The organism is Paraburkholderia sp. SOS3 (assembly GCF_001922345.1).
Taxonomy (GTDB): domain Bacteria; phylum Pseudomonadota; class Gammaproteobacteria; order Burkholderiales; family Burkholderiaceae; genus Paraburkholderia.
The window spans coordinates 999398-1024865 of record NZ_CP018811.1 but is presented as its reverse complement, the minus strand read 5'-3'; the positions used below and the strand labels follow the sequence as shown (position 1 = coordinate 1024865).

The window sequence follows — 25468 nt, the reverse complement described above, 5'->3', positions numbered from 1 at the left end:
TCCACGATATGTTCGCCCGCGTCCTCGCGCTGCTGGTCGTCTTATCTACAGTCGTCTACCTCGCGATAGCGTGGTTCGCCGCGCACGGCCGCATCGAGCTACCCGCCGACTGGAACAGCCGCTGGAATCCGTTCACCCCTTTCGACGTGCAAGCGCCGCATGGACCGCTGAGCGCATGGAAGTTCTGGCGCGCGACGCACGATGACCGGCAGTGCGCACATGCACTCGCTACCTCGAACATCACCTATCGCCCGGTTCGCGCCAACGAGGCTTCGCCCGGATGCCCACTCGAAAACGCAGTGCGCATCGAACAGCTCGGCAGCGTTAGCGTAAGCAGCAGCTTCATGGCATCGTGCCCGCTCGCACTCGGCCTCGCCGTCTACGTGCACGACCCGTTGCAGAACGCGGCGCAGCGCGTCTACGGGCAGAATGTGCAGCGAATCGATCATGTCGGCAGCTATGCATGCCGCAACGTCAACCATGCAGCGTCGGGCCCGCCGAGCGAACACGCATCGGCCAACGCGCTCGACATCGAAGCGTTCGTACTGCAAGACGGCACGCGCATTTCAGTCCAGCGAAACTGGTCCAAAGGCACGCGCGCATCGCAGTTTCTTCAGGCAGCGCGCGACCGCGCATGCGATACGTTTCATGTCGTGCTCGGCCCCGACTTCAATGCGCTGCATCGCGCGCATTTTCATTTCGACATGGGAAGGTTTCGTCTCTGCCGCTGAGGATTTTTCGCTAGACTCTTAAAAACTTAATCAAATCAATAAGTAAGGAGACAGCGGAATGAAAGTTGAGAACGACGAAATCGTAAAAATAGCAGGTGTCGCCAGCCCTGAACGGCGGACCGTGTTGAAAAGCGTCGCGGCGCTCGCCGCCACCGCAACGCTTCCCATGCTGTACTCGTGCGCGTCGGCGTCCACTTCCGTGGCCGCGAACCCAATCGCCGAAACGCACGCCGGCAAGCTGCGCGGAACGCGTATCGCAGGCGTCGACGTATTCAAGGGCATTCGCTATGCCGATAGCCCTGCAGGGAGTAACCGGTTTTTGCCACCGCAGCCGGTGTCGGCCTGGGCAGGCGTAAAGGATGCAACCGCGTTCGGCGCGTCCGCACCGCAATCGCCTGAAACGCCGAGCGCGCTAAGCAGCTGGTATTCGGCATTGCAGCCGCAGAGCGAAGATTGCCTGTTTCTGAATGTATTCGCGCCGTCGGGCGACCGCGCTTTGGCAAAACGCCCGGTGATGATGTGGTTGCACGGCGGGGCATGGTCGAATTGCGCCGGCACGGCCCCCGGCTTCGACGGCACGAACCTCGCACGCAACGGCGATGTCGTGGTCGTAACGGTCAATCATCGGCTCAACGTTTTCGGTTATCTCTATCTCGGCGACAAGGACGCACGTTTCGCCGATTCGGCGAACGCAGGCCTCTTCGACGTCGCCGCAAGCCTTCAGTGGGTGCGCGACAACATCGCCGCATTCGGCGGCGATCCCGGCAATGTCACGCTGTTCGGTCAATCGGGCGGCGCCGCGAAAGTAGCGGCGATGATGGATTTTCCCGCTGCGCGCGGTCTCTTTCACAAGGCCGTGATCGAAAGCTGCTCGGGCGGCATTCATCTCGAGAGCCGCGACGAAGCCGCGAAGCAGGCGTATCAGTTGGGAGCACACCTCGGCATTGCGGATCTCGACCCGATCAAGCTCCAGGCCGTGCCGATGGAACAACTGATCGCCGCGATGAAGCCGGTGCGCGATCCATTCCGGCCGGTCGTCGATGGTCGCGGCTTTACGCGACATCCGTTCGACCCGGGCGCCCCCGCACAATCGGCAGGCATGCCTGTGCTGATCGGCAACGCGGCCACGGAAATGACGCTTTATATGGCGGCCGATCCGCGCAATTTCTCGCTCGACCTGGCCGAAGTGACGAGGCGCACGGCGTTGCTGCTGCAGCAAAACACGGTATCGGCCGCGCGCATGATCGATGCGTACCGCGCCGCGCAGCCAGACGCTTCGCCAAGCGAACTGCTTGCCGCGCTGAGCACCGATTACGTGTTTCGACGCAATACGACGCGCATCGCCGCGCTGCAGTCGGCGCAAGCGCCTGTCTACGATTACGTCTTCAACTGGAAGACGCCGGTGATGAACGGAAATCTGCACTCGCCGCATACATCCGAAGTGCCGTTCGTGTTCGGCACGTTCGACGCGGCACGCGGGCTGCTCGGCAATGGGCCCGAAATTCCGCGTCTATCCGGCGAGGTGATGGGCGCGTGGACGGCTTTCGCGCGCACCGGTAACCCGAACACCGATGCAATGCCCGCGTGGGCGCCATACGATACGACGCGCCGCACGACAATGGTGATCGATAGCGAAAGCCACACCGAGAGCGATCCGGGCGGCGTCGCGCGACACGCACTCGATGGATTGCCGCCCTACGAGTACAGCATGGATCGCAACAGCGTGGTGCGGCCATCGCGGGCTTAGCGGCGAGTCTTTGCGCCCTCCTCACACGCGGCAAGCGTTTTCAGCAGACTCGACATAATTGCGCGCTATGGGGTGCGGATGCTCAGTGCGTCTAAGGATGGTCGTCAAGCACTGAAGCAGATCGGACTCTTCGCCCCTGCGCCTGGACTGTGGTCTGGCCCACTGTCGGCGGTCCGACATTCTGGCAAATTGCCGGACATTCGGAACAGTGTCGTCACACATGAACGCCTCAAAGCTGCAATCGTGGGGACGATACCCCTATGGTCACCAGTCGGGTGAACCGCTTGCGTGGCGTGATGCCATCGAGGTGCGCCTGGCCGACGCTCACGCGCGCCTCGGTACGACGCTCGCATTCGGCAACGGCCGCAGCTATGGTGACAGTTGCCTTGCGGACACCGGTCAGGTGCTGCCGATGAAGTGCCTCGCGCGCTTCATCGGCGCCGACTGGACGAACGGCGTCGTGCGCGCCGAAGCAGGCATGACGCTCGGCGAACTGCTCGCGGTGTCCTTGCCGCGTGGCTGGATGCTGCCGGTCACGCCTGGCACGCAGTTCGCCACGCTCGGCGGTGCAGTGGCCAACGACGTGCATGGCAAGAACCATCATGTGCGCGGGACGTTCGGACGCCACGTGCGTCGCTTTTCGCTGCTGCGCTCCGACCGTCCGGCAATCGAATGTTCGCGCGACGAGCAAGCCGCGCTGTTTCGCGCGACGATCGGCGGGCTCGGACTTACCGGTGTGATCGAATGGGTAGAGATCCAGCTGATGCCGGTACGCTCGAGCCACATCGCCGTTTCACGCACCCGCTATGCCAACCTCGACGAATTCCTCGCCCTCGCGCAAGAGCGCGAAGCGATCCACGAGTACGGAGTGGCGTGGGTGGACTGCCTCGCGCGCGGCGCGGCGCTCGGGCGCGGCATCTACACGAGCGGCGATCACACGGACGACGGCGACTTCTCCGTTCCGGCAAAACGCGCGTGCAGCGTGCCGTTCGTTCCGCCGTTTTCACCGGTTAGCCGTACGACGGTGCGCGCGTTCAACGCACTCTATTATCGACGCCAGAAACCCGGTGTCGAACTCGCGCGCGAAGCCGCGACCCGTTTCTTCTACCCGCTCGATAACATTCACAACTGGAACCGCATCTATGGGCGGCAGGGCTTCCAGCAACATCAATGCGTCGTGCCGATGGCGAACGCGCGCGACGCATTGCATGCGATCCTGCGCACGATCGCCACGAACGGTAGCGGTTCTTTTCTTGCGGTACTCAAGCGTTGCGGCCCACTGCCCTCACCTGGCCTGCTCTCGTTTCCTATGGAAGGGGTGTCACTTGCCCTCGACTTCCCGCAGAACGAACGACGCAACACCGACCTCTTCGCTCGGCTCGACTCGATCGTGGCCGAAGCAGGCGGCCGTCAATATCCCGCGAAAGATGCACACATGAGCGCGAAGCATTTCCGCGCGGCTTACCCCGCATGGCAGGAGCTCGAGCGGCACCGCGACCCCGCGCTAATGTCGCGTTTCTGGAAACGGACGACTCAATCATGAAAAACATCCTGATCATCGGCGGCTCTTCTGCGATCGCTGCCGCGTGCGCGCGGCACTGGGCCGCGGCCGGCGCGCGCCTGTTCCTCGCTGGCCGCCATGCGGCGCGGCTCGACACCATCGCGCAGGATTTGCGCGTGCGCGGAGTACAAGACGTCTATACACACGTGATCGATCTGAACGATCACACGCAGCATGCTGCCATGCTCGATGCTTGCCGCGCGGCGCTAGGTTCGATCGACATCGTGCTCATCGCACACGGCACGCTCGCCGACCAGGCGCTGTGCGAGCGCGACGTGGATGCAGCGCTGCACGAATTCTCGACCAACGCGCTGTCCACCATTGCGCTACTCACACGGCTCGCCAGCCTGTTCGAGACGCAGCGCAGCGGCACCATCGCGGTAATCTCGTCAGTGGCAGGCGACCGCGGGCGTGCCTCGAACTACGTCTACGGCGCGGCAAAGGCCGCCGTCACGACGTTCTGCGAAGGATTGCGCGCACGCCTCTTCAAATCGGGCGTGCATGTGCTCACGATCAAGCCCGGCTTCGTCGATACGCCAATGACGGCAGGCCTTGCCCTGCCGCGGCCTCTCGTCGCTACGCCCGAAAAGGTAGGCGCAGATATCGTACGCGCGATTGCCCAAGGCAAAGACCTGCTCTACACGCCATGGTTCTGGAGCGCGATCATGCTTGTCATCCGCTCTCTGCCGCGCTTCGTGCTCAAGCGGGTTTCGCTGTGAACACGGCCGCCGCGAGCCGCACCGCTCTCGTGACGTGGTACGCGTTATTCGCGCTCATTTCGATGGTGGCCAATCTCGTCAGCCAGAAGATCGCATGGCACTTCTACGACGGGCCATTTTCGATCCCGCTTGCCGTATGCATCGGCACGGGCGTGGGACTTATCGTCAAGTACGCGCTCGACAAGGCGTGGATCTTCCGCTACGAGCACCGCAGCGTGGCTCACGGTATCGAGACCTTCATGCGCTACGTCGTCATGGGTCTTGCCACCACCGCCATCTTCTGGGCCATGGAATTCACCGCTCAAGTGCTCTTTCATTCGGAAACAGCACGCCTTGCCGGCGGGGCGCTCGGCCTTACGCTCGGCTATATCGCAAAGTACCAGCTCGACAAGCGCTTCGTATTCGCCTGACCGCATCGTTGCCCTCGATCGCCTGCTACGTGGGCCATTTCGCATCTGTTCGCTCACCTCAATCCATGTGTTTCTACGCAGCCTCGTACGTTGGCGTACAGACCCATGCTTAGTCATGCTCTACGGTTATCCGGTAAGTCCGGCATAGCGCGGCGCATGCCGCCATGCCCGCCGAAGAAGCACGGGAGGATATCGATATGTCAGATCCCGCAATTCCACTCTGTGTGGACCTGGACGGAACGCTCACGCGCGCTGATTTCCTGTTCGAAAGCTTCTTCGTGCTGCTCAAACGGCAGCCGCTGGCGATATTTCTTTGCGTGTTCTGGCTACTGCGGGGCAAGGCCTATCTGAAGGAACAGATCGCACTGCGTGTGACGCTCGATGTAGGTGTGCTGCCCTATAACGGTCGGTTGGTCGACTATTTGCGCGAAGCGCGCGAGGCCGGCCGGCCGCTCTACTTATGCACCGCGTCGAACCAGCGATTCGCAAGCCAGGTAGCGGCGCACTTCGGCCTGTTCAGCGGCGTGCTCGCAAGCAATGCGAGCATGAACCTGCTCGGGAAGAACAAGGCTGCGGCCCTCGTCAAACAGTTCGGCGAACACGGCTTCGACTACTGTGGCGACGCGCGTGCAGATGTGCCTGTATGGCGTCGCGCACGCCGCGCAATCGTTGTCGGCAACCGGCAGATCGCCCGGATCGCGCGCAAGGCAAATGCCGAGATTGTCTTTTTCGAAGAAAAACGTCGTCTGATTCCGCTCGTGCTCAAAGAAATGCGCGTGCACCAGTGGGTCAAAAATTCTCTGATCTTCGTACCGCTACTTTCGGGGCATCGTTTCAACGACCTCGGCGCGGTACTCGCGGCCTGTCTCGCATTTGCCTCGTTCAGCCTGACCGCGTCGTCGGTCTATCTGCTGAACGACATGCTCGATCTCGACGCCGACCGCCGCCATCCTCGCAAGCATAGCCGCCCGTTTGCATCGGGCACACTGCCGCTCTCGCTCGGCATCGTACTCACGATCTTGCTGCTCGGCGCCGGCTTCGGGCTCGCTGCTTTGCTGCCCTGGCGCTTCGGCGTGGTGCTCGTCGCATACATGATCGCCACCGTAGCCTATTCGTTTGTACTCAAGCGCATTGCGCTAATCGATGTCTTCACCTTAGCGAGCCTCTACACGGTACGCGTGATCGCAGGCGGCGAATGCAACAACATTTCACTGTCTTACTGGCTGATTCTTTTTAGCGTGCCGATCTTCCTGAGTCTCGCCATGCTCAAGCGCTATGTCGAACTCGAAGCCATGTTTCAGCAAGGCAAGACCGAGGCGGCCGGTCGTGGATACATTACGCAGGACATGTCGATCCTGCGCTCGTATGGCACTGCGGCGGGCTATCTCGCCGTACTCGTGCTCGCGCTCTACCTGAACTCGCCCGAGTTCAAGCTGCTCTATCAGCATCCGAAGTTGCTGTGGCCCGTGTTCGCGCTGACGCTTTACTGGGTCAGCCGCATCTGGATGCTCGCGTTTCGCGGACAGATGCACGACGACCCGATCGTCTTCACGTTCAAGGACCGCGTGAGTTGCGCGGTGATCGGATTGTGCGGTGTGTTCATGGTGCTCGCGATCTGATGAGACGGCGGCCAGCACGAAGTGTGCGGCAATGAGCAGACCCTCTGTGAATCACCCGAAATTACGCTCGCCGGGCGGCTTTTGACTAAATTTCCCTCAGGCATGGAAAAATGACTCCGACGACTCGAACAAGAAGCGCAATGCTTCCGCTTGCCGTTGTGACACTGCTTTTTTGTGTCGCGGGTTGCACGTGGATCGAGTATGCGTTCTGGGCGAGAAAGCACGTGTCCAACATGGATATGCTGCTCGCAGCCTCTGACGGAGTTCTGAGCGGGACACCTCACTGGCGAGCGTTTCAGAATCGTCTTCTTGGTCCCTATCTGTTGGACCTGTTCAGGCATGTCTCGCAGAATCCGTTCAACGATTTCGCGAAAGTGCTCCTCATGCTGGAAAATTTCGCTTTGTGCGTGTGTGCCTATGTGTTGACGCGAAGAGTCAGTCTCACGGTGCTCGCGCTTGTCGCATCGTCGGTAGCATGGGTGGCCTGCATACACTACTTCAGCTACCCTTGGGACTTCATCGAATCGGTGTTGCTCACCATGCTTTTTCTGTTCGCGATCAGAAGCGAACGCATTCTCCCATTCGTTATCCTGTTTATCTTTTTTGTGCTTAGCCGCGAATCCTGCATTTTCGTTGGACTGTTTCTGATCCTGAGAGGCGTCTCGCCAATCGCATTCGGTGAGCGGATCGCAGTTCGTGCACTGACGTGGGGCGCAGGCCTCGTTGTCATGAGCGTTGCCATCACCGAGACGCTAAGAAAAATGCTCTTCAAGGCTTCCATGCTGGCGGGCGTAGGCGCAGATACGGCACACGAGCAATTTGAGAATCATTTCCATTACCTCCACAACGGGACGGTATTTCTCTCCGCAAGCAAGGTATCCCTCGTGTACGCCACGATCATGCTGGTTTTTCTTGCGTGCACCTACGTGGGATATCGCGAAAAGGAAAAGAATCTGCTCGCGATCGGCGTCACGATGACGCTGTATACGCTGAGCATTTTCATCTTCGGCATTCTCGAAGAGGTGCGCCTGTACCAGCCCTTCACGGGCATGCTGGCGCTGACCGCGATCTATCTGCTCTTCGAAACGAGGTCTGGCCGGAAATGGTGCTCCGCGAACCTCCCGTTTCTGGCGCGGCGCGGCTGGATCCGAACGTGAATGCGCAGAGCGGCGAGAAAGCCGGTGACGTTGCACCGGCATTCACGCTCAAGGCGGAAAACCGCCTTGAGCGTGAAGACTGACCGCGATCAACGCACGGCGATATACATCGTGATTTCAAAACCGAAACGCATGTCGGTATAGGCTGGAGGGGTCCAGGTCATGGCTAAGGCTCCTTAAGGTTAAGAGAAAAAAACGTCCGCTCATTTGTCGCGCGGACACACGACGTTGTTGTCGACGTCACCATCGCCGAAGAAAACGCCATCGGTTCCGACCTGCCCGCCGGTAGGCATGTTCTTGACACCGGGAGGCAGCGGCGGATTGTTGGCAGCCCACGTCATCGCATAACCATCGTCGTAGGTCGCATGGTAGGTTTGCGATCCGCGCGTGAACGCCAAGGTCTTCTTGTTCATATCCACCGCGATCTTGTCGCCGTTCGGGCATGTCTGCGTGAAGACATGCGGATCGGAAGCCGCGTGAGCAGGCATCACCGCCCCGAGCGCGGCAACAGACCAGCAGCATGCAAGCACAGTAGTCGCTTTTATCTTCATTGTCGTCTCCTGATCGTTTCGGCCTCGCGCCATGCGTCCGGCCGCCATTCATTCGTATCGGACGCGGTCACTTCAAGCTGTGAAAGTAAGCGGCGAGATTCGCGATTTCGACGTCGCTGAGCGGCTTCGCGATCACCGACATCGTTTCGTTCTGCCGCTCGCCGGAACGAAAGGCCTTCAATTGCGCGACCAGATAATCCTCGTCCTGACCCGCGAGGTTCGGCGTCTGCGGCATAACCGCATGCCCATCCGGCCCATGGCAGGCCGCGCATTGCGCCGAGCGCGACTTGCCTGCTGCAATATCGGCTGCCATGCTCGACGACGCGATCGCTGCCAGCATCACCGGCACCATGACGTTGCGAAAAATCGTTCGCACACTTCCCCCTCATTTACCCACGTAAGTAATGCGGTAGACCGCACTGGCAAAATCGTCCGACACGAGCAACGAGCCGTCCTTCATCGGCTCGACGTCGACCGGGCGTCCCTTGTACTGGCCATCGTCGGTGAGCCAGCCTGAGGCGAACACCTTCGTCCCCACCGCCGTGCCGTCGGCCTTCAGCCGCGTGAACATGATGCGCGCGCCCAGCGGATGCTTGCGGACCCACGAGCCGTGTTCGGCATCGAAGATGCCGCCGTCATACGTTTTCGGAAACGACGAGCCCTCGTAGAAGGACATGCCGAGATCCGCCGCGTGAGGCGGCAGGTTGACCTGCGGGAACACGACGCCAGGCGGAGGCATCTTGTCCTTGTATTCGACCGTGCGGTCATGGCCGCCGCCATAGAACGGATAACCGAAATCCTCGCCGGCTCTCGTCGCGCGATTCAACTCGCCCGGCGGACGGTCGTCGCCGAGCGTATCGGTCTGGTTATCGGTAAACCACAGCGTTTTGTCTTTCGGATTGAAGTCGAGCCCGACCGAGTTGCGAATGCCGTGCGCGTAGATCTCGCGGCCGCTGCCGTCCTGGTTGTAACGGACGATCGCGCCCATGCCCGCCTTGTAGTACGCGTCGTATTTCTCGGGCGGCAGCACGTTGTAGTGCTCGCCTACCGTCACGTACAGCTTGCCGTCCGGCCCGATCCGGCAGACACGCGCTCCGTGGTTGTAGGCTTCGTCGCCGACCGGAATCAACTGGCCCTGCGGCACGATGATCTGTTCGGTCGGCGTCGCGCTGCCTGGGTTCGCGAACGACAGAATACGGTTCAGTTCGATCACGAACAACTTGCCCTCCGGCGAGAAGCACACGCCATTGGGATCCTTGAAATTGCTCGCCGGCGAAAACTGGGTAACCTGCGTCACCTTGCCGTTGCCGTCGTCGTGCAGCACCCATACCGCGTTCTTGCGCGTGCCGATATACGCGGTACCCGTCGTCGGATCGACTGCGATGGCGCGCGCGCCCGGCACCATCGCATACAGTTCGATCTTGAAGCCGGGAGGCAGCTTGATGTTCTTCAGGTTCTGCCTGACGGCAGCCATCGCCTGCGGATCTTGCGGATACGTTTGCGGCGCGTCTTGCGCGAGCGCTGTGCCTGCCGCCGCGTAAGCCAGTACGCCCAACGCAAGAAGGGTGCGCTTGAAGCTTCGGTCCATGTGCGTCCTCTTTTTTTCGAAGGTTATGACGCGGACTCGAGAAACAGCATCGATTCCGCGGAAACGCACGGCATCGCCGTGCCGGCCGGGTTCATGCAACCACGCCCGAAAGCGTCTTGCATCAACCCGCATCCATGCTTTTATTTCGTTTTCGTAATTTCTGTAATGCTAATTAAAGCGGTGAAACGTTTGCGCAAGCTGTTGCAGGAAAAACCGCAGGCGGCACACCGCCTGCGCAATAAAAGCCCCTTTAACTTACTGGTCGGCGATCTTGTGGTCCGACATCAGTTCCAGCGCCTGACACAGCGCGGAATGGTCGAGCTTGCCCTGGCCCTGCGCCGCGCATGCGTTCATCAGCTGCTGCGCCGATGCGGTGTGCGGCAATGCCACGCCGAGCGCCCGCGCTCCTTGCAACGCCAGATTCAGGTCCTTTTGATGCAGCTCGATCCTGAAGCCGGGATCGAAGGTGCGCTTGATCATCCGCTCGCCATGCACCTCGAGAATTCTCGACGCCGCGAAGCCGCCCATCAGGGCCTGCCGCACCCTGGCCGGATCCGCGCCGGCCTTCGACGCGAACAGCAAGGCCTCCGCCACCGCTTCGATGTTCAGCGCCACGATGATCTGGTTGGCGACCTTGGTCGTCTGACCGTCGCCGTTTTCGCCGACGAGCGTGATGTTCTTGCCCATCAGGTCGAACAGCGGCTTGACCGCCTCGAACGTTTCAGCGGGGCCGCCCACCATGATGGTGAGCGTGCCTGCCTTGGCGCCCACTTCACCGCCCGACACCGGCGCGTCGAGATACTTCGATCCGAGCGCATTGATCTTCGCGGCGAATTCCCGCGTCGCGATCGGCGAAATCGAGCTCATGTCGATCACCACCTGCCCGCGACCGAGGCCGCTTGCCACGCCGTTCTCGCCGAACAGCACCTGTTCGACGTCCGGCGTGTCCGGCACCATCAGGAACACGAAGTCCGCCTGCTGTGCCGCTTCTTTCGGCGAGGCGCATGGCCGTGCGCCGGCTTCGAGCAATGCGGCCGGCACCGAGCGGCGCGCGTTCACGAACAGCTGATGACCGCCGCGCAGCAGATTCGCCGCCATCGGCGCGCCCATGATGCCGGGCCCGATGAATCCCACCTTTGCCATGGTGTCCCTTTACTTGAGCGCTTGCGGATTGATGCAGTTGAGCGGCGACTCGCCGTTCAGCACGCGGATCACGTTGTCGGTGACGATCTTGCCCATCGCGAGCCGGGTCTGCGTGGTCGCCGACGCGATGTGCGGGACGATCACGACGTTATCCAGATCGGCCAGCCCCGGGGCCAGTGCGGGCTCGTCCTCGAACACGTCGAGTCCCGCGCCCCAGATCACCTTGTCCTTCAAGGCGGCGACCAGCGCTTTCTCGTCGACGAGCGGACCGCGCGCCGCATTGATCAGCACGGCGGTCGGCTTCATCGCGGCCAGTTCCGCCGCGCCGATGTAGTGATGCGTATCCGGCAGCAGCGGCAGATGCAGCGACAGGTAGTCCGATTCGCGCAGCAGCGTCGCCTTGTCGACGAAGCGTGCGCGATACTCGCGCTCGAACGCCTCGTTTGGCTGCGCGTCCGTGTAGATGATGTTCATGTCGAACGCCGCGGCCTTGCGCGCGAACTTCGAACCGATGCGCCCGAGACCGGCGATGCCAAGCGTCTTGTGATCGACGTCCTGGCCGATGAACGCCATCGGCGCCCAGCCCTTCCATTTGCCGGCGCGCACGTAGCGCTCCGACTCCGACACGCGGCGCGCCGTGGCAAGCAGCAACGCCCACGCATGCGTGGCGGTAGCATCGTCGAGCACGCCCGGCGTGTTCGTCATGATGACGCCGCGCGCAGTCGCCGCGTCGAGATCGAAATTGTTGAAGCCGACCGCATAGTTGGCGACGATCCGGCATTGCGTTCCGGCCGCATCGAGAATTTCGCCGTCGATCTTGTCGGTCAGCAGCGTCACCAGCGCGTCGCGTCCGCGCACGGCCTGCAGCAGTTCATCGCGTGTCAGCGCGCGGTCGTGCGGGTTGACGGTTACGTCGAAACGCTCGCGCAGCGTATCGATGGTCTGCTCGGGAATCGCCCGGGTGACATAGACGCTCTTCTTCGCCATTGCCTGTTTCCTGTTGAAGTAAATTAGTCGCGCTGCGAACGGTGTTGAAGGACGCCGCTGCCGCTATCCGCAAGCAGCTGGTCTTCCGCGGGCGCGAGCCCGCTGACGCCGACCGCGCCGATCGTGCGCCCGTGGCCGTCGTCGAGCAGCGCGCCGCCCGGCAGCGCGGTCAGCAACGGGTCGCAGAAGTAGCCGATCGCGAGGTCCTCGCGCCGCAGCCGTTCGAGAAATGCTTGAGTCGTGCCGACCATGCGCGTGCAGGTGTAGGCCTTCTGCTGCGCGAGCGCAATGCTGCGCACCGGCGTGCCGTCGGCACGCGCGAATGCGATTAAAAAGCCGTATGCATCGCATACGGCGACACATACGGGCTTGCCGAATTTCTCGCGCGCTTGCGCAATCAGATGGTCGACCAGATGCTGGGCGCGTGCGAGATCGAGTTCTGCAACTGCCATCGGTTCCTCTTGGCTATCGGTTTATGGCGGGATGGGGGTGATCGATTCCCCCGGCGTCTTCGCCGGGGTCCCACGATGAGGCGGCCGGCGCGGCCGCCTGTGGCTTGCGTTGCTCGGCCCGCTTCAGGCGGCGGTGTATGAATGCGGTAAGAACGGGCGTCAGGATCGCGGTCACGATGACCGAGGCGGCCACTTGCACTGTCGCGAGCGGCGCGATCGCAGCATAGCTCGGATCGGCGAGCGCCACCGCCTGCGGCGTGCCGGCCGCGTTGCCTGCCGTGCTCGAGGCGGCCGCCCCGGCGATGCCCGAGCCGCCCAGCAGGCGATCGGCGGTAATGCAGACGATGCCGGTGATCACGAACACGCCCACGCCGAGCAGAATGCCCGGCAGCCCGGCCGTCGTGACCGACTTCAGATTGATGCCTTCGCCGAGCGTGAACGCCATGAACGGCACGATGATCGGCTCATGCCTGCCGAAGAAATCGCGCAGATCCTTGTCGAGGTTGCCAAGAATCGCACCGGCGGCGATCGGGGCGATCACGGAAGCCATTGTCAGCCACGGAATCACCGCGAGGCCCGCGCCGACCAGCACGAGCATCGTGACGAACGGTCCCGTCTCGATGCTCTGCACGACATAGGTGCCCGCGTCCTCCTTGGTGCCGAATGCACTCGTCAGCGCGAGGAACATGCCGCCGTTGGTGTCGTTCATCGCCGCGAGCAACGCGAGCGTGGAGAGGCCGAGAAAGTTGCCGTGAAACAGATGCGCGACGCCAAGTGCCAGAATCACCGCGACGCCCACCTTCGCCACCAGAATGCCGAGTCCGCGCCGCAACATCTTCGGCGCGGTTCGCAAGGTCATCTTGGTGCCCGCTGTGAACAGATACATCGCGAGGATCGTCGGATAGCCTGCGTTTGTCAGCGCTTCGGTAAAGCCGCCGATTTTCAGCGCATTCGGCGCGAACGTGTTGACCAGCATGCCGATGAACAGCGGTATGACCATCAAACCGCCGGGTACGCGATTAATTGCCTGATAGATCTTCAAAGTCGTCTCCTGAACCTGTCCGCCTCGCGGACACCATCGTTTTGTTGGCGTGGATTCACGGCGTTCGGTCGCATCGATTCAGGTCTGCGCGCCTGATTGTCGTCTTAGCGTGTAATCATGTTATATGATAAGTTTGCTGAAGCATGGCTCAGGTAAACCCTGGACAAGTCGAGTGCACGCTTTGGGGCATCCTGGGCTTACGCTACGTCGCATCGAGGCTAACAGGCACGAGGAGACACATGGCGGCGAAACTCAACTCGTTGACCGCGCAAGTGGCCGATCTGCTGCGGGAGGCCATTTACTCGGGGGTCTATCCGGTCGGCACCAAGTTGCCGTCGGGCAAAGCGCTGGGTCAGATGTATGGCGTCAGTCAGGCGGTGATCCGCGAGGTCACGGAGCGCTTGCGCTCCAAAGGCCTGATCGACAGCCGGCAAGGCTCGGGGTGTGTCGTCAAGGCGCGCGCCGAAGCCGAGGGCTTCCAGATTCTGACAACCCGGGTTGCCGATCCGGTGGAACTGTCGAGCGTGTTCGAATTGCGGCTCGACCTCGAAGGCGCCGCGGCAGGATTGGCGGCTGTACGGCGCACGGATGCGGATCTCGCGAAACTATCAGGGATCCTGATCGAACTCGGCGAGAACCTTCACGATCTCGATGCAGGCGTCGAACTGGACCTTGCCTTTCACGTCGCGATCGCGGCCGCCACGCACAATCCCTACTACGGCGCACTGCTCAAGTATTTGAACCTGCAGTTGCGTCAGGCCGTGCACGCGGCGCGCTATAACGCACTCGTCAACGAACCGTTGCCGCAAACCGTGCAGCGCGAGCATCTGGCCGTGTACGACGCGATTCGCACCGGCAACGCAAACGAAGCGCGCGCGGCGGTGATGCTGCATCTGCAACGCGCGGCATGCCACCTCGAGCTCGATATTCCCGGCCGCGACCGCGATTCGGGCATGCTGCTCGCGGTTGCGCAGGAACCACGTCGCGATACCGCGGCGCGCGTCGAATGAGGCCTTCGGAAGGACGAGCGGAGCCCGGCGCAATCAGCCCGGTATGGACACTTCGCCGAGCGCGTCGCGCCCTTGTATGGTGAGATCGAGACGCGCGGCCGCATTGTGAAGATGCGACATCGCCGCGGCGCGCGCCGCAACCGGATCGCCCGCGCGAATCGCCTCGAACAGCTGGACGTGTTCGCGATGCACGTCGTCGGGCTGGTCCGGATAAGCGATCGGATTCGTGCGCCCTGCCTGCACCGACTCGCGAATCTGCACGTTCAGGTACTGCAGCAGATCCTTGAAATAGCGATTGTGAGTCGCGTCGCCCACGGCGACGTGAAAAGCAATATCGAGTTCGATGGCGCGGTTCGGCGTGTAGCGTTGCTCGGCCAGCGCGAGCAGGATCGCTTCGAGGGTGGCGAGGTCTCCCTCGGTCCGGCGCACGGCCGCAAGCGCCGCCGCCGCGCCCTCGAGGTCGAGGCGCAGCTCGAACACATTGACGAGGTCCGCACGATTCGCGTCGCGGCCTTCCGGCACCTGGAAGCCCGTGCTTTGCGTACGCGCGCGCACCGTGCACCCGGAACCTTGCCGGCTGTCGATCAGACCTTGCGCGCGCAGGCGTTCGGTGACTTCCCGGATCACCGCTGCGCTCACGCCGAAGCGCTGCGCGAGATCCTTGCCCGATGGAAGCCGTGTGCCGACCGGATACACCCCGCTCAGAATTTCGCCCGCGATCTGCTCGGCGACCTGCTGCGTCAGCGTGACGGGTCTGGCAATGGAAGGGCCGGATGATCGGGTAAACATGGCGTGCGATTGGGTTCCGTGGCCCTATGCAGGGGAGACAGGTTACATTTTCCTTTAATTCGAGCGCATCTTCCAGTCGGCGACAGACACGCAAGGCGTTTTCCCGAGACGAAGCAGCAGGCCCGCCTAACCCCGCAACGAATCAGAGTTCGACTAGCCGTTATCGGCGGCCTTCGCCGGAGGCGACATCGTTCGTCAAGCCTCTTTCCCCAAACACATCATATCGGCGCGGCACGACGCTTTCTTTAGGTCGCCGCCCAACTGCTGCCGCGAGCACGCGTATTTCCAGGCGGCGAGCTTCCCCACTTGAGCCTTGCGGTAAGTGTCGATCTATCAGATCGTTGCGCAGAAAGCAGGCAGGAGCGCGGCAGCGATTCCCTGGACGTCGCGCAGACATATGTATGCGGCGTGAGGCCTGGATGACCGGGTGAACCGGGCACGCGGCCCGAACGGCCGCAACGACGCGGGTCGGGTTGCCCGTTGTCAGCGGCCGTATTTCTTCGCGAGCCCCGCGATCTCGCGTTCGAGCGCGCCGAGGAACACATTGACGCGATTGGGCACGTAACGCCTGCTCGGAATCACAGCCCACACCGACAGGTCCTCCATCGAAGCATCCTGCAGATGCACGCGAACGAGCGACTTGTCGGCTAACTGCCTGAACACATCCCAGTACGTCAGCATGGCAAGTCCCAGGCCTTGCACGGTGGCAGTGCGCGCCGCTTCGACGCTGGTGGTGGTGATCGACGCTTCCACGCGCCGGCGCGTCATCGCACCGTCGACAATCAGCGGCCATCGCCTGACCGCGCAGAGCCTGACGCATCGATGGCCGTCGAGCTCGGCCACGGTCTGCGGAACCCCGTGCTTTTTCAGATACTCCGGCGCCGCACAAATAAGCCGCGGATTAGCGGCAATTTTCTTCGCGATCAGCTCCGAGTCCTCCAGCGGCGCAATGCGCAACGCGAGATCGAGCCCCTGCCCCACGATATCCACCTGACGATCCGAAAGATCGAGATCGATCTGCAGTTCAGGATTCTCTTCCAGCACCCGTGAAAGCATCGGCAGCACCACCGATTGCCCAAAGCCGCTCGGCGCCGTCATCCGCAGCACGCCTGACGCCGTTTTCGGCAACGGACTCAATTCGGCACGCGCAGTCGCTTCTGCATCAACCAGCGTTCTTGCGTAAGGCACAAACGCCTCGCCTTCCGCGGTCAGGGTCAGCGACCGCGTGGTCCGATGAAAAAGGCGCACGCCAAGATCTTCTTCGAGCGCCGCGATGCGCCGCGATACCTGCATCGGAACCACGTCCAGCTGGCGCGCCGCGGCGGACAGACTTCCCGCCGAGGCGACGGCGAGGAAGGTTCGAACGTCCGGAAGAAGCATGGTTTATATCCAGAAGTGTTAGGGTGCCTTCACATTCCGATGTCTGTTTCCTGCTCGTCCCGACTCCTAAGATAGGGACACTTTCTCTTCAAGACGAGCTGCAAAATGACCGACACCACCTCTCTGATCCTTTCCCCGTACGACGGCAATGGCATCGCGGTACGTAACCGGATTGCGGTCGCTCCGATGACGCGCATCACGGCCACCGAAGACGGGCACCCGACGCAAACCATGTTCGACTATTACCGGCGTTTCGCGAAGGGTGGCTTCGGTCTCGTCACGACCGAGGGCATCTATACGGACAAGGCGTTTTCGCAAGGATACCGGTTTCAACCTGGTTTATCAGATGACGCGCAGGCAGCAGCCTGGGCAGCGTTCAATCGCGATATGCAAGCGCAAGGCGCGCATGTGTTCGCACAACTGATGCACGCGGGCGCGCTCAGTCAAGGCAATATCTATCGCTCGCACACGGTGGGGCCGTCGGCGGTTCGCCCGAAAGGCAAGCAGATGCAGTTCTATTACGGCGAGGGGCAGTACCACGAACCCAAGCCGATGACCGATGCCGAAATCGACGAGGCGCTTCAAGGATTCGTGGACGCCGCACAGCGCGCGGTCAATATCGCCGGCTTCAGTGGCGTGGAGATCCACGGCGCCAACGGTTATCTGCTCGATCAGTTCCTCACGCAGGAGACCAATCGCAGAACCGATCGTTGGGGCGGCGATACGAGGGCGCGCGTGCAATTGCTCGCCGATGTCGTCAATGCGGTCAAGTACAGCGTCGGCGATACCGTTCCGGTCGGCATCCGGATTTCGCAAGGCAAGGTCAACGACTACGTATCGAAGTGGCAAGGCGCGGAAGCGGACGCCGAAATCATCTTCGGCACGCTCGCCGATGCCGGCGCGAACTTCATCCACGTGACGGAATATGAGGCATGGCAGCCCGCGTTCGAAGGCACGCGCGACAGTCTCGTCACATTGGCGCGCCGCTACGCGCCGAACGTCACGATCATCGCCAATGGCAGCCTGCACACGGCAGAACGAATCTCGAACGCGCTTTCGACCGGTGCGGACATCGTGACGGTAGGACGTGGCGCGCTGGCCAACCCGGACCTGCCGAAAGTGCTCGCAGGCAACCGCGAGCCGAAGACATTCGATGGCACGATTCTTCATCCGGTCGCGAGCATCAAGGATGACGAACTCGCGATGCTGGCCGATGCCTGAATGTTCGAAATGCAGCGCCGCGTAGGGGTCTGTGCCCCTACGCCTCTTTCCAGCGCTTCACGATATCGGTTTCGATATCGAACAGATCGAGCAGTCGCCCGACGGTATGGTCGACGATATCCTCGAGCGACTGCGGCCGCGAATAGAACGCAGGCACGAGCGGCGCCACCACCGCGCCCATATCGGACAACTGCAGCATCGTTCGCAGATGACCGCTATGCAGCGGGGTCTCGCGCACACCCAACACGAGCCGCCGCCGCTCCTTCAAGGCGACATCGGCGGCACGACTCATCAGCGTGGCCGTCACGCCCGTCGCGATCTCGCTCATGGTCCGGACAGAGCAGGGCGCGATCAGCATGCCCATCGTCCGGAACGATCCTGAAGAAACCGCCGCGCCGATATCGCCCGACGAATACCACACGGATGCCAGCGCGCGCAGATCGTTGGACTTGAGGTCGGTCTCGTACGTCATGGTCAGTTCCGCGGCCTTGCTCAGGATCAGATGCGTCTCGACGCCCGCTTCCTTGAGCACTTCGAGCGCCCGAATCCCGTACGCAATGCCCGATGCCCCCGTGATACCGACGACCAGACGTCGCGCTGCTGTATTGCTCATTGATTTTCCGGTTTAGAAGCGCGTATGGAGGCCCACGCGAAACACTTCCTGATTGGGCCCGCTCGCCGCCGCGGTCGCACCGAGCAAGCCGTCGATATTGGCGCGAAAGCCATGATTCGTGCGCTGCCACGCACCGAGTGCATAGACGGACGTCCGCTTCGACAACGCATAGTCGACGATCCCTGCGATCTCGTTCGCGTGCTGGTTGCTCAACTCTTCGTTGCCCTTCTGGTACATGTAGCTGAAACCGAGCGACCATAGCGGCGTGACGTGGTACATCGCGCCCGCGGAATACGACGCTGCTGCAGCGCCGTTCGCGACGTTGCGCACCGTCGTGATCAGCGCGGTCATAAACACCGGGCCCCACGTATAGCGCGAACCCACCGCCGCATTGCGTATCGTGACGTCCGGCGCGCCCAGCGTGCCGACGTGTTTGGTGGTCGTGTACGCGGCATCGGCACCGAACTTGCCTTGCTCGTAGCTGACCAGAAAGCTCGATGCATTGCCCGCGCCGATCGAGCCGGCGACATTGCCAAAGCCATACATCGCGCCCACATGCAAACCGGCGAACTTCGGCGACTCATATCGGATCGAGTTCGAAACCGGTGTGCCGGTCAAGCGGCTCCAGTCGAAGCTGCCCGACGGATTGCCCGGGATAGCGAGCTTCGTAAAGATCCCGCCCGGATATGAATAAAGGTGGCCGGAAATTTCAGCCGGTGAATCTTTCACCATGTCGCGCATGAAGTCGTACTGCTCGCCGGCCGACATCGAGCCGTAGCGCTCGTTTTTCATGCCGACATAAGCCGACTTCGACCAAAGGCTTTGCCCGTTAAGAATCGATCCGGTGCCGACCACGATCTGATCGCGCAACATGAAGAACGTCTTCCATCCGCCGCCCAGATCTTCGGTTCCGGTAAAGCCCCATATGTTGGGCGAGTTTTGCCCGTCCTTGAATTGCAGCGACGAGTGGCCGCTCATGTTGCTGATATAAGTCAAACCCACATCGAGCAAACCGAAGATCGTGACGCTGCTTTGCGCGCTCGCCTGAGTTGACACAAGCGCGAACGCCGCCGCACAGGCTGCCCAGCTCCATTTCATTTTCAATTGCTGTCTCCATTTTTGTATTTGTTCACACCTTGACGGTGCCGTGCGATCTGATGGCGCACGTTCTGCTGCTTACTGCGTCGCTGATGGCATTTAATTTTGCAATGCCAATTAATAGGTATACAGAATCCGCAGAATTTATTCGCTTCCTACCAGGCAGTCCCGTCCACGCGATACCAGTCGAGCATGCGCAGCAGCGGTTCATCGGACACGCGCAACAGCAACGCGTCGCTGCTAGCCTCGATGCTGTATTCGTTCCATCCCGGCATCGCGAACATATCGCCTGCCTGCCAGCGAAACTCGCGGCCGGCCACCCGCGTCACGCCCTCGCCTTCGACCACCGTGAAAATGCGATTTGCCGTGGTGCGCCCGCATGGCCATTGCGTACCGGCGGCGAGATGAAGCACCACACGGTCGAACGTGACGAGCGTCGGCGGCCCGAGTTCGAGGCTGCGCACGCCTGCCGCAATCTCGGCGGAGTCGAGAAGCCGCGGACGGTAATCCGCATAGGCGAACCGCATCGGCGAATGCGCGTCGACGCGATGACTCTTTTCCAGCTCATCGGGATGAACTTCGAAAAACATCGGATTCAGATGCTGGACGAGCGGCGCATCGAGGAAGTCGATCCAGTAGCCTTCCCGGTCCGATTCGCTCAGGTGTCCGTGGTAACAGCCGTTCGGCGTCAGCAGGATGTCGCCGGCCAGCATTGGAATCTTCATGCCGTCGACGATCGTGTACATGTTCGGCGCGCCTTCGAGCACGACGCGCATGGCGTTCGGCGTGTGCCGGTGGCTGCGCGCCGATTCGTGCCCCTTGATCATCTGATACGCGCCGACCAGCGTGCGCACCGTGGCGTAGTCGTTGCCCGGAATCGGGTTGGCCATGATCAGGTTGCGCCGCTCGGCCCATTCGGTGCCGACGAGACGTCCCGCCGCATGCAGCGCCGCGCGAGCATCGCGATAGCGCCAATGCGCGGGCACGAACGTCTGCTTCGGTTGCGGATACAACGAAGGCGTGGGCTTGGCCCAGCCGTTCTTCATCTGCACGTGCTCGAGCAACGCGTGCAATGCAGGCAGATCTTGCGCTGAATCGAAATCGACTTCGGCATGCTCGGCTTGCGACATCGGAATCATCCTCTGGGTTGGAAGCGGAGAACGGATGCGGCACAACGCTTTCCGGCCGCAGGATTTTCCTGTCGGCACCGTTTCGCCCTTGTTTCGCCCTGGTCTCCTGACACTGCTGTTTCGCTTTGTTTTGCTTCGCTTCGTTCTATTCGCAATGCGAATTTCAATCTGTGTAGCAAATTATATCGGGTTCAGTTGATCTGTCAATTCGTTTAGGCAAATTCGCTACGCATATTGCACAAAGTGGGCATCGCCCCGGTATGCGCATGCAGCCGTGTCTTTGCGCTGAAACGACACGAGAAATGCCCGCGAAGCTCCAATTCACCTTGCGAGTAAGCTATCCTCTGTGTGAATATCCGCATCGCCGCTTTCGCGGCAACGGATTACGGCGGCGGCGCGCTTCATCGACGCTGCGCGACGTCGATGCACGCGCTGCTTATAATTCGGCACGTTAAAGAGGCAACACCCGGGCACGACAAGCGCCGGGGAGATGCCACCGAGGGCGGCCTGCGCGCCGCATTCCGCATTTGCCATGAGCGCGCTGCGCTCCATCCAGTTCGCGCACAACAGGATTGCCAAATTGACAGAACGAAAACCAGCTAAAAAAACAACCACTGCCAAAGCTGCCAGCAGCGACGACGACATCGCTCCCGAGAAAGACCGCCAGTTCGTGACCGCGCTGGCCCGAGGACTCGACGTATTGCGCTGCTTCACGCGCGCGACCCCGGCGCTCGGCACGGCCGACATCGCGCGTATGACCGGCCTCGCGCAGCCAACCGTCTGGCGGCTTTGCTACACGCTGATCCAGGAGGGCTATCTCGTGCAGACGGACCGCGGCGGCCGGCTGCGTCCCGGTATTTCCGTACTCGGCCTCGGGCAGGCGGCGATCGCCAGCATGCCGATCGCCGAACTCGCGCGCGACGACATGCAGGCGCTCGCGAGCCGCTACCAATGCGCCGTTTCGCTTGGCATGCGCGACGGGCACTACATGGTCTATATGCAGCGCATGCAGGGCTCGCAGATCATCCTGCGCGATCTCGAAGTCGGCTCGCGCGTGCCGCTGTCGTCGTCGGCCACCGGCTGGGCGTACCTCGCCGGACTGCCCGACGACGAGCGCGAGCAGGTCTTCAAGGAACTGCAGGAGATCGAGAAAAAGCGCTGGAGCACGCTGCTGCCGAAGATCAAGCAATCGATCGCGCAGTACAAGCGCACGGGATTCATCATCAACAAGGGCTCGCTGCATGCGCAGATCAATGCCGTCGCGGTGCCGGTCATGTCGTCGGACGGCAAGGCGCTGTTGTCGCTGAGCGCGGGTGGCATCAGCCTCGTGTTCGACGACGAAACGCTCGTCAAGGTCGGCAACGAGCTGAAGCGGCTTGCCGCGCGATTTGCGTCCGCGCTCGATACGATGAGATAGGCGGCGCTGCCGTATTGCGGCGGCAGGTTCCGCACTAGCGGGACCTGCCGCCCGCCGCGCCGCTTCCGCATCGCTTCATTGCTGCGCGGCGAGCGCGCTCACGTTCTCGTTGAAGCGCTGAAAGAACGTCGCCGCGAGCTTGTTCGCCACCGACGACACCAGCCGCGTGCCGATCTGCGCGAGCTTGCCGCCGACTTCCGCATACGCGGCATACGACAGCACGGTATCGTCGCCGTCGTCGCTTAGCGCCACTTCGGCGTTCATCTTGCCGAATCCGGCGATACCGCCTTCACCCTGGCCGACAATGCGATAGCCTTGCGGCTCGACACGATCGGACAGCTTCAGATTGCCTTTGAAGCTAGCCTTGACCGGACCGACCGCGACTGTCACCGTCGCGAGAAACTCGTCCTCGCCGGCCGCCGTAAAAGACTGACATCCGGGCACGCAGTGCTTCAAAACCTCCGGATCGTTCAGGCATTTCCACACGAGGCTGCGCGGCGCCCTGATCGTTTCCGATCCCTTGAAATCCATGTCGGTCTCCTAGCGGACGTCGAGCGTCATTTCGCCGACGTGGTCGATCGCAATGCGCATGCGATCGCCGCGCTGGACCGGTCCGACGCCTGCCGGCGTGCCCGCTGCGATGATGTCGCCCGGATACAGCGTCGCCACGCGCGAGATCAGCTCGATCATGCCGGGGATGTCGACAATCAGGTCCTTCGTGTTCGAGTCCTGCCGCAGCTCGTCGTTGACCCACAGACGCGTTTGCAGGTTGGCCGGGTCCGGCACCTCGTCGGCGGTCACGATCCACGGTCCAAACGGGCAGAACGTGTCGTACGACTTGCGCATCACGCGCTCTTCCTTGCCGCGCACGACCATGTCAATCAGACAGGCATAGCCGAAGATGTGCTCGTACGCATCGGCGCGGCTGATGTTGCGCCCGCCCTTGCCGATCACGATGCCGAGTTCGCACTCGTGGTGAATCTCGCGGCCCGGCAGATCGGGCAACACGACCGCATCGTTCGGACCCGACAGCGACGAGTTCGCTTTCAGGAAGAAGCCGTTCAGATCCGCGCGATTGGCCGAGTTCATTTCGGCGCCGTGCGCCACATAGTTGACGGGCAACGCGAGCAGCTTGTTCGGCCACTCGATCGGCACCAGCAGACGCACGGATGCGAGATCGATGCGACGCGTCTTCGGATGATCGAGCATGGCCGGGGCCGATTCGCACAACCGGCGGATCACCTGCACCATCTGCACGGGGGGCCACATCTGCGTGTCGATGCCGAGCGCGTCGGTAATGTCGTAGCTCTCGTTGCCGGATTGAACGCCGATCCGGCCGTCGTCGAAGCGAAACAGTTTCATTGTTGTTCCTTCTTTCCAGAAATCGTTGCGAAAAGCGCCATCGGATCGGCGGGCAGCGCGTCGCCGCGCCAGGCGACGTGGCCGTCGGGACGCACGAGCACGTGGCGCTTCTCGTAGAGCGCGGCCACGGCCGGTTCATCGATCGCGTGCAGCGTCAGCGGCACGCGCGCATCGTGCGCGGCGTCTGCAAGGCGCTGAGCGCTGTCGTCTTTCGTGAAGCTCAGCAGCACGTAGCCGCGTCCGAACAGGTCGAGCGTCGAGCGGCCGTCCGCAAGCCACGCATGCGGTGCGCGGCAGCCTGTGCGCGTGGTGGGCCGGTAGTTCACGCCGTCGTTGTATTCGGCGACGATCTGCTCGCGATCCTCATTCCCGGAATAGACGCAGACCGGCGAGTCGACGTAGCGATTGCCGAGGTGCATGTTCAGCGAGAACCACTCGCGCTTCAAACCTTCGCCGAGCGCTTGACCGACCTTGATACGTTCCGCCGCCCCGACCTCGCTGTCTTCGTCGAGACGGTGGCTGTTGCTCGCCTGCTTCATCGTTTCGAGGTTGCCGGTCGAAAAGCGCGTGATGCGTTCGGCGATCGGCCTGCGCTCGATTTCGTATGCATCGAAAAGCGCCGGGCCGCCCCAGCCCTGCAACGCGGCATCGAGCTTCCATGAAAGGTCGACCGCATCGCCGATGCCGGTGTTCATGCCGAGGCCGCCGGTCGGCGATGTCAGATGGCACGCGTCGCCGCAGATAAACACGCGGCCGCGGCCGTATTGATCGGCGACGAGTTCCTCGCGCGTCCAGTTCAGCACGCTCAGAATCTCGGGCTCGAACGGACGGCCGAGCGCGCGGCACGCGAACGCCTTCAGTTCGTCATTCGTATAGCGCTTGCGCTCGTCAGCGTTGCCGACAATCGACATGCGCCAGCAATCCTTGCCATTGATGGCAACGATCGTGGCCCACACGCCCGTGTGATCGACGAACATATAGCGGTAACCGGGCGCCTTGTCGTGCAGGCTGTTGAAGTCGGCGCAACGGAAGATCACGTTGGTCGTGTACGTCAGCACGCCTTTGCCCTGCATGCCGATGCCGAGCTGCTCGCGTACGAGGCTGCGTCCGCCGTCGCAGCCGACCAGGTATTTCGCGCGGATCTTGAACGCATGTTTGTCCGAAGCCCGTACGACGTTCGCGGTCACGCCGTCCACGTCTTCTTCGAACGACACGTATTCGTGCTCGTAGAGCATCTGTACGCCCGCTTGCGATTCGGCGAACTTACGCAGAATCGGATCGAACATGTTTTGCGGGCAGCGCTCGCGCTTTTGCGGGCTCTCCGCCGGCGGCAGCTCGGCGCGCATCGACGGCATTGCCTGGCGGCCCAGTTCGTAACCGTTCAACGCCGTCAGATAGACGTTGTCCTGCGGATAGTCGCGATCGTAGGGACTCGCCTCCACGTCGCCGACAATGCCCCAGCGGCGGCAAAACTCCATCGTGCGGATGCCGACGAGGTCCATCTTCGGCTGGAACACCGAGCCGTCGCCGCGATCGACGACGATACATCGGCGTCCCCGCCAGCCGAGGTCTCCCGCCAGCGCCAACCCGACGGGTCCGGCGCCGACGACGAGGATTTCGCATTCCAACAAGTCTGGTTTGGCTGTCATATGAATTTGATTTTCTCAATGCATCGGCTTCGCGTCCTGCGCGAGAGGCAAACGCCCCGTGCACCTGGCGATCCTTACTAAATGAAAACATG

General features: G+C 61.9%; 27 protein-coding genes and 1 pseudogene. 11 read left to right on the top strand and 17 right to left on the bottom strand.

The window, feature by feature from the left end:
* Positions 1-8 precede the first annotated feature (8 nt).
* From BTO02_RS04660 to BTO02_RS04630, 7 genes are all read left to right on the top strand, one after another.
* Positions 9-731, top strand: coding sequence for an extensin-like domain-containing protein (locus tag BTO02_RS04660; RefSeq protein ID WP_075156046.1), 723 nt, complete (start codon positions 9-11; stop codon positions 729-731).
* Between the two features lie 58 nt (positions 732-789).
* Positions 790-2478 (top strand): carboxylesterase/lipase family protein, encoded by a 1689-nt coding sequence (locus BTO02_RS04655; protein WP_075156045.1) that lies wholly within the window; start codon positions 790-792, stop codon positions 2476-2478.
* A gap of 220 nt (positions 2479-2698) precedes the next feature.
* Positions 2699-4021, top strand: a complete 1323-nt coding sequence (locus BTO02_RS04650) for an FAD-binding oxidoreductase (RefSeq protein WP_075156044.1) — start codon at positions 2699-2701, stop codon at positions 4019-4021.
* Positions 4018-4758 (top strand): SDR family oxidoreductase, encoded by a 741-nt coding sequence (locus BTO02_RS04645; protein ID WP_075156043.1) that lies wholly within the window; start codon positions 4018-4020, stop codon positions 4756-4758. Before BTO02_RS04650 ends, BTO02_RS04645 begins: the two co-directional genes overlap by 4 nt.
* Positions 4755-5168, top strand: coding sequence for a GtrA family protein (locus tag BTO02_RS04640; protein ID WP_075156042.1), 414 nt, complete (start codon positions 4755-4757; stop codon positions 5166-5168). Before BTO02_RS04645 ends, BTO02_RS04640 begins: the two co-directional genes overlap by 4 nt.
* 197 nt (positions 5169-5365) lie before the next feature.
* Positions 5366-6787, top strand: coding sequence for a UbiA family prenyltransferase (locus tag BTO02_RS04635; RefSeq protein WP_075158592.1), 1422 nt, complete (start codon positions 5366-5368; stop codon positions 6785-6787).
* A 233-nt stretch (positions 6788-7020) separates the two neighbouring features.
* The gene (locus BTO02_RS04630) at positions 7021-7944 is read left to right on the top strand and encodes a hypothetical protein (RefSeq protein ID WP_156883745.1); all 924 of its coding nucleotides are present in this window, start codon (positions 7021-7023) and stop codon (positions 7942-7944) included.
* Positions 7945-8033: 89 nt separating this feature from the next.
* On the opposite strand, the gene pqqA is transcribed toward BTO02_RS04630, so the two are convergent.
* The 8 genes from pqqA to BTO02_RS04590 all read right to left on the bottom strand — a co-directional run bounded on the left by pqqA (position 8034) and on the right by BTO02_RS04590 (position 13707).
* Entirely contained in the window at positions 8034-8108 is a 75-nt protein-coding gene (pqqA, locus tag BTO02_RS04625) for a pyrroloquinoline quinone precursor peptide PqqA (RefSeq protein WP_075158591.1), read from the bottom strand.
* A 39-nt stretch (positions 8109-8147) separates the two neighbouring features.
* The gene (locus BTO02_RS04620) at positions 8148-8543 is read right to left on the bottom strand and encodes a hypothetical protein (protein ID WP_075156040.1); all 396 of its coding nucleotides are present in this window, start codon (positions 8541-8543) and stop codon (positions 8148-8150) included.
* A gap of 19 nt (positions 8544-8562) precedes the next feature.
* Complete coding sequence (locus BTO02_RS04615) at positions 8563-8871, bottom strand: c-type cytochrome (RefSeq protein WP_232243441.1); 309 nt, start codon at positions 8869-8871, stop codon at positions 8563-8565.
* A gap of 9 nt (positions 8872-8880) precedes the next feature.
* Positions 8881-10083 (bottom strand): PQQ-dependent sugar dehydrogenase, encoded by a 1203-nt coding sequence (locus BTO02_RS04610; protein ID WP_075156038.1) that lies wholly within the window; start codon positions 10081-10083, stop codon positions 8881-8883.
* A gap of 255 nt (positions 10084-10338) precedes the next feature.
* Positions 10339-11226 (bottom strand): 2-hydroxy-3-oxopropionate reductase, encoded by an 888-nt coding sequence (glxR, locus tag BTO02_RS04605; protein ID WP_075156037.1) that lies wholly within the window; start codon positions 11224-11226, stop codon positions 10339-10341.
* A 9-nt stretch (positions 11227-11235) separates the two neighbouring features.
* A complete protein-coding gene (locus BTO02_RS04600; RefSeq protein WP_075156036.1) occupies positions 11236-12213 on the bottom strand; it encodes a 2-hydroxyacid dehydrogenase in 978 nt (325 codons plus the stop codon).
* Positions 12214-12236: 23 nt separating this feature from the next.
* On the bottom strand, positions 12237-12665 hold the full coding sequence (locus BTO02_RS04595) for a GlcG/HbpS family heme-binding protein (protein ID WP_075156035.1): 429 nt from the start codon (positions 12663-12665) through the stop codon (positions 12237-12239).
* Positions 12666-12678: 13 nt separating this feature from the next.
* Positions 12679-13707 (bottom strand): 2-keto-3-deoxygluconate permease, encoded by a 1029-nt coding sequence (locus BTO02_RS04590; protein WP_075156034.1) that lies wholly within the window; start codon positions 13705-13707, stop codon positions 12679-12681.
* Positions 13708-13850: 143 nt separating this feature from the next.
* On the opposite strand from BTO02_RS04590, the pseudogene BTO02_RS35605 reads away from it, so the two are divergent.
* Positions 13851-14147: pseudogene (locus BTO02_RS35605) on the top strand (FadR/GntR family transcriptional regulator); the annotation flags it as partial.
* A 69-nt stretch (positions 14148-14216) separates the two neighbouring features.
* Positions 14217-14717 (top strand): FadR/GntR family transcriptional regulator, encoded by a 501-nt coding sequence (locus BTO02_RS35600; protein WP_442953453.1) that lies wholly within the window; start codon positions 14217-14219, stop codon positions 14715-14717.
* A gap of 33 nt (positions 14718-14750) precedes the next feature.
* Here BTO02_RS35600 and BTO02_RS04580 read toward each other — a convergent pair whose 3' ends face one another.
* Both BTO02_RS04580 and BTO02_RS04575 read right to left on the bottom strand, forming a co-directional pair.
* Positions 14751-15506, bottom strand: coding sequence for a FadR/GntR family transcriptional regulator (locus tag BTO02_RS04580; RefSeq protein ID WP_075156032.1), 756 nt, complete (start codon positions 15504-15506; stop codon positions 14751-14753).
* A 483-nt stretch (positions 15507-15989) separates the two neighbouring features.
* Positions 15990-16886 carry a LysR family transcriptional regulator gene (locus BTO02_RS04575; protein WP_075156031.1) on the bottom strand — a complete coding sequence of 299 codons (897 nt, stop codon included), beginning with the start codon at positions 16884-16886 and terminating at the stop codon, positions 15990-15992.
* A gap of 105 nt (positions 16887-16991) precedes the next feature.
* On the opposite strand from BTO02_RS04575, the gene BTO02_RS04570 reads away from it, so the two are divergent.
* Positions 16992-18107, top strand: coding sequence for an NADH:flavin oxidoreductase (locus BTO02_RS04570; RefSeq protein WP_075156030.1), 1116 nt, complete (start codon positions 16992-16994; stop codon positions 18105-18107).
* A 37-nt stretch (positions 18108-18144) separates the two neighbouring features.
* Here the strand turns inward: BTO02_RS04570 and BTO02_RS04565 are convergent, their stop codons facing one another.
* The 4 genes from BTO02_RS04565 to BTO02_RS34705 all read right to left on the bottom strand — a co-directional run bounded on the left by BTO02_RS04565 (position 18145) and on the right by BTO02_RS34705 (position 21593).
* On the bottom strand, positions 18145-18720 hold the full coding sequence (locus tag BTO02_RS04565; protein WP_075156029.1) for a UbiX family flavin prenyltransferase: 576 nt from the start codon (positions 18718-18720) through the stop codon (positions 18145-18147).
* A gap of 12 nt (positions 18721-18732) precedes the next feature.
* Entirely contained in the window at positions 18733-19818 is a 1086-nt protein-coding gene (locus tag BTO02_RS04560; RefSeq protein WP_075156028.1) for a porin, read from the bottom strand.
* A gap of 155 nt (positions 19819-19973) precedes the next feature.
* Entirely contained in the window at positions 19974-20948 is a 975-nt protein-coding gene (locus tag BTO02_RS04555) for a cupin domain-containing protein (RefSeq protein ID WP_075158590.1), read from the bottom strand.
* 321 nt (positions 20949-21269) lie between these two features.
* Positions 21270-21593 (bottom strand): hypothetical protein, encoded by a 324-nt coding sequence (locus BTO02_RS34705; RefSeq protein ID WP_198039188.1) that lies wholly within the window; start codon positions 21591-21593, stop codon positions 21270-21272.
* A 25-nt stretch (positions 21594-21618) separates the two neighbouring features.
* Between BTO02_RS34705 and BTO02_RS04550 the strand changes: the two genes are divergently transcribed.
* Positions 21619-22365 (top strand): IclR family transcriptional regulator, encoded by a 747-nt coding sequence (locus BTO02_RS04550; RefSeq protein WP_198039187.1) that lies wholly within the window; start codon positions 21619-21621, stop codon positions 22363-22365.
* A 75-nt stretch (positions 22366-22440) separates the two neighbouring features.
* Here BTO02_RS04550 and BTO02_RS04545 read toward each other — a convergent pair whose 3' ends face one another.
* From BTO02_RS04545 to BTO02_RS04535, 3 genes are read right to left on the bottom strand one after another with little or no spacing between them, the layout of a single operon-like run.
* A complete protein-coding gene (locus BTO02_RS04545; protein WP_075156027.1) occupies positions 22441-22896 on the bottom strand; it encodes a CoxG family protein in 456 nt (151 codons plus the stop codon).
* A gap of 9 nt (positions 22897-22905) precedes the next feature.
* Positions 22906-23727: a fumarylacetoacetate hydrolase family protein gene (locus BTO02_RS04540; RefSeq protein WP_075156026.1), complete on the bottom strand. Its 822-nt coding sequence runs from the start codon at positions 23725-23727 to the stop codon at positions 22906-22908.
* On the bottom strand, positions 23724-25355 hold the full coding sequence (locus BTO02_RS04535) for an FAD-dependent oxidoreductase (protein WP_198039186.1): 1632 nt from the start codon (positions 25353-25355) through the stop codon (positions 23724-23726). Before BTO02_RS04535 ends, BTO02_RS04540 begins: the two co-directional genes overlap by 4 nt.
* Positions 25356-25468: the final 113 nt, after the last annotated feature.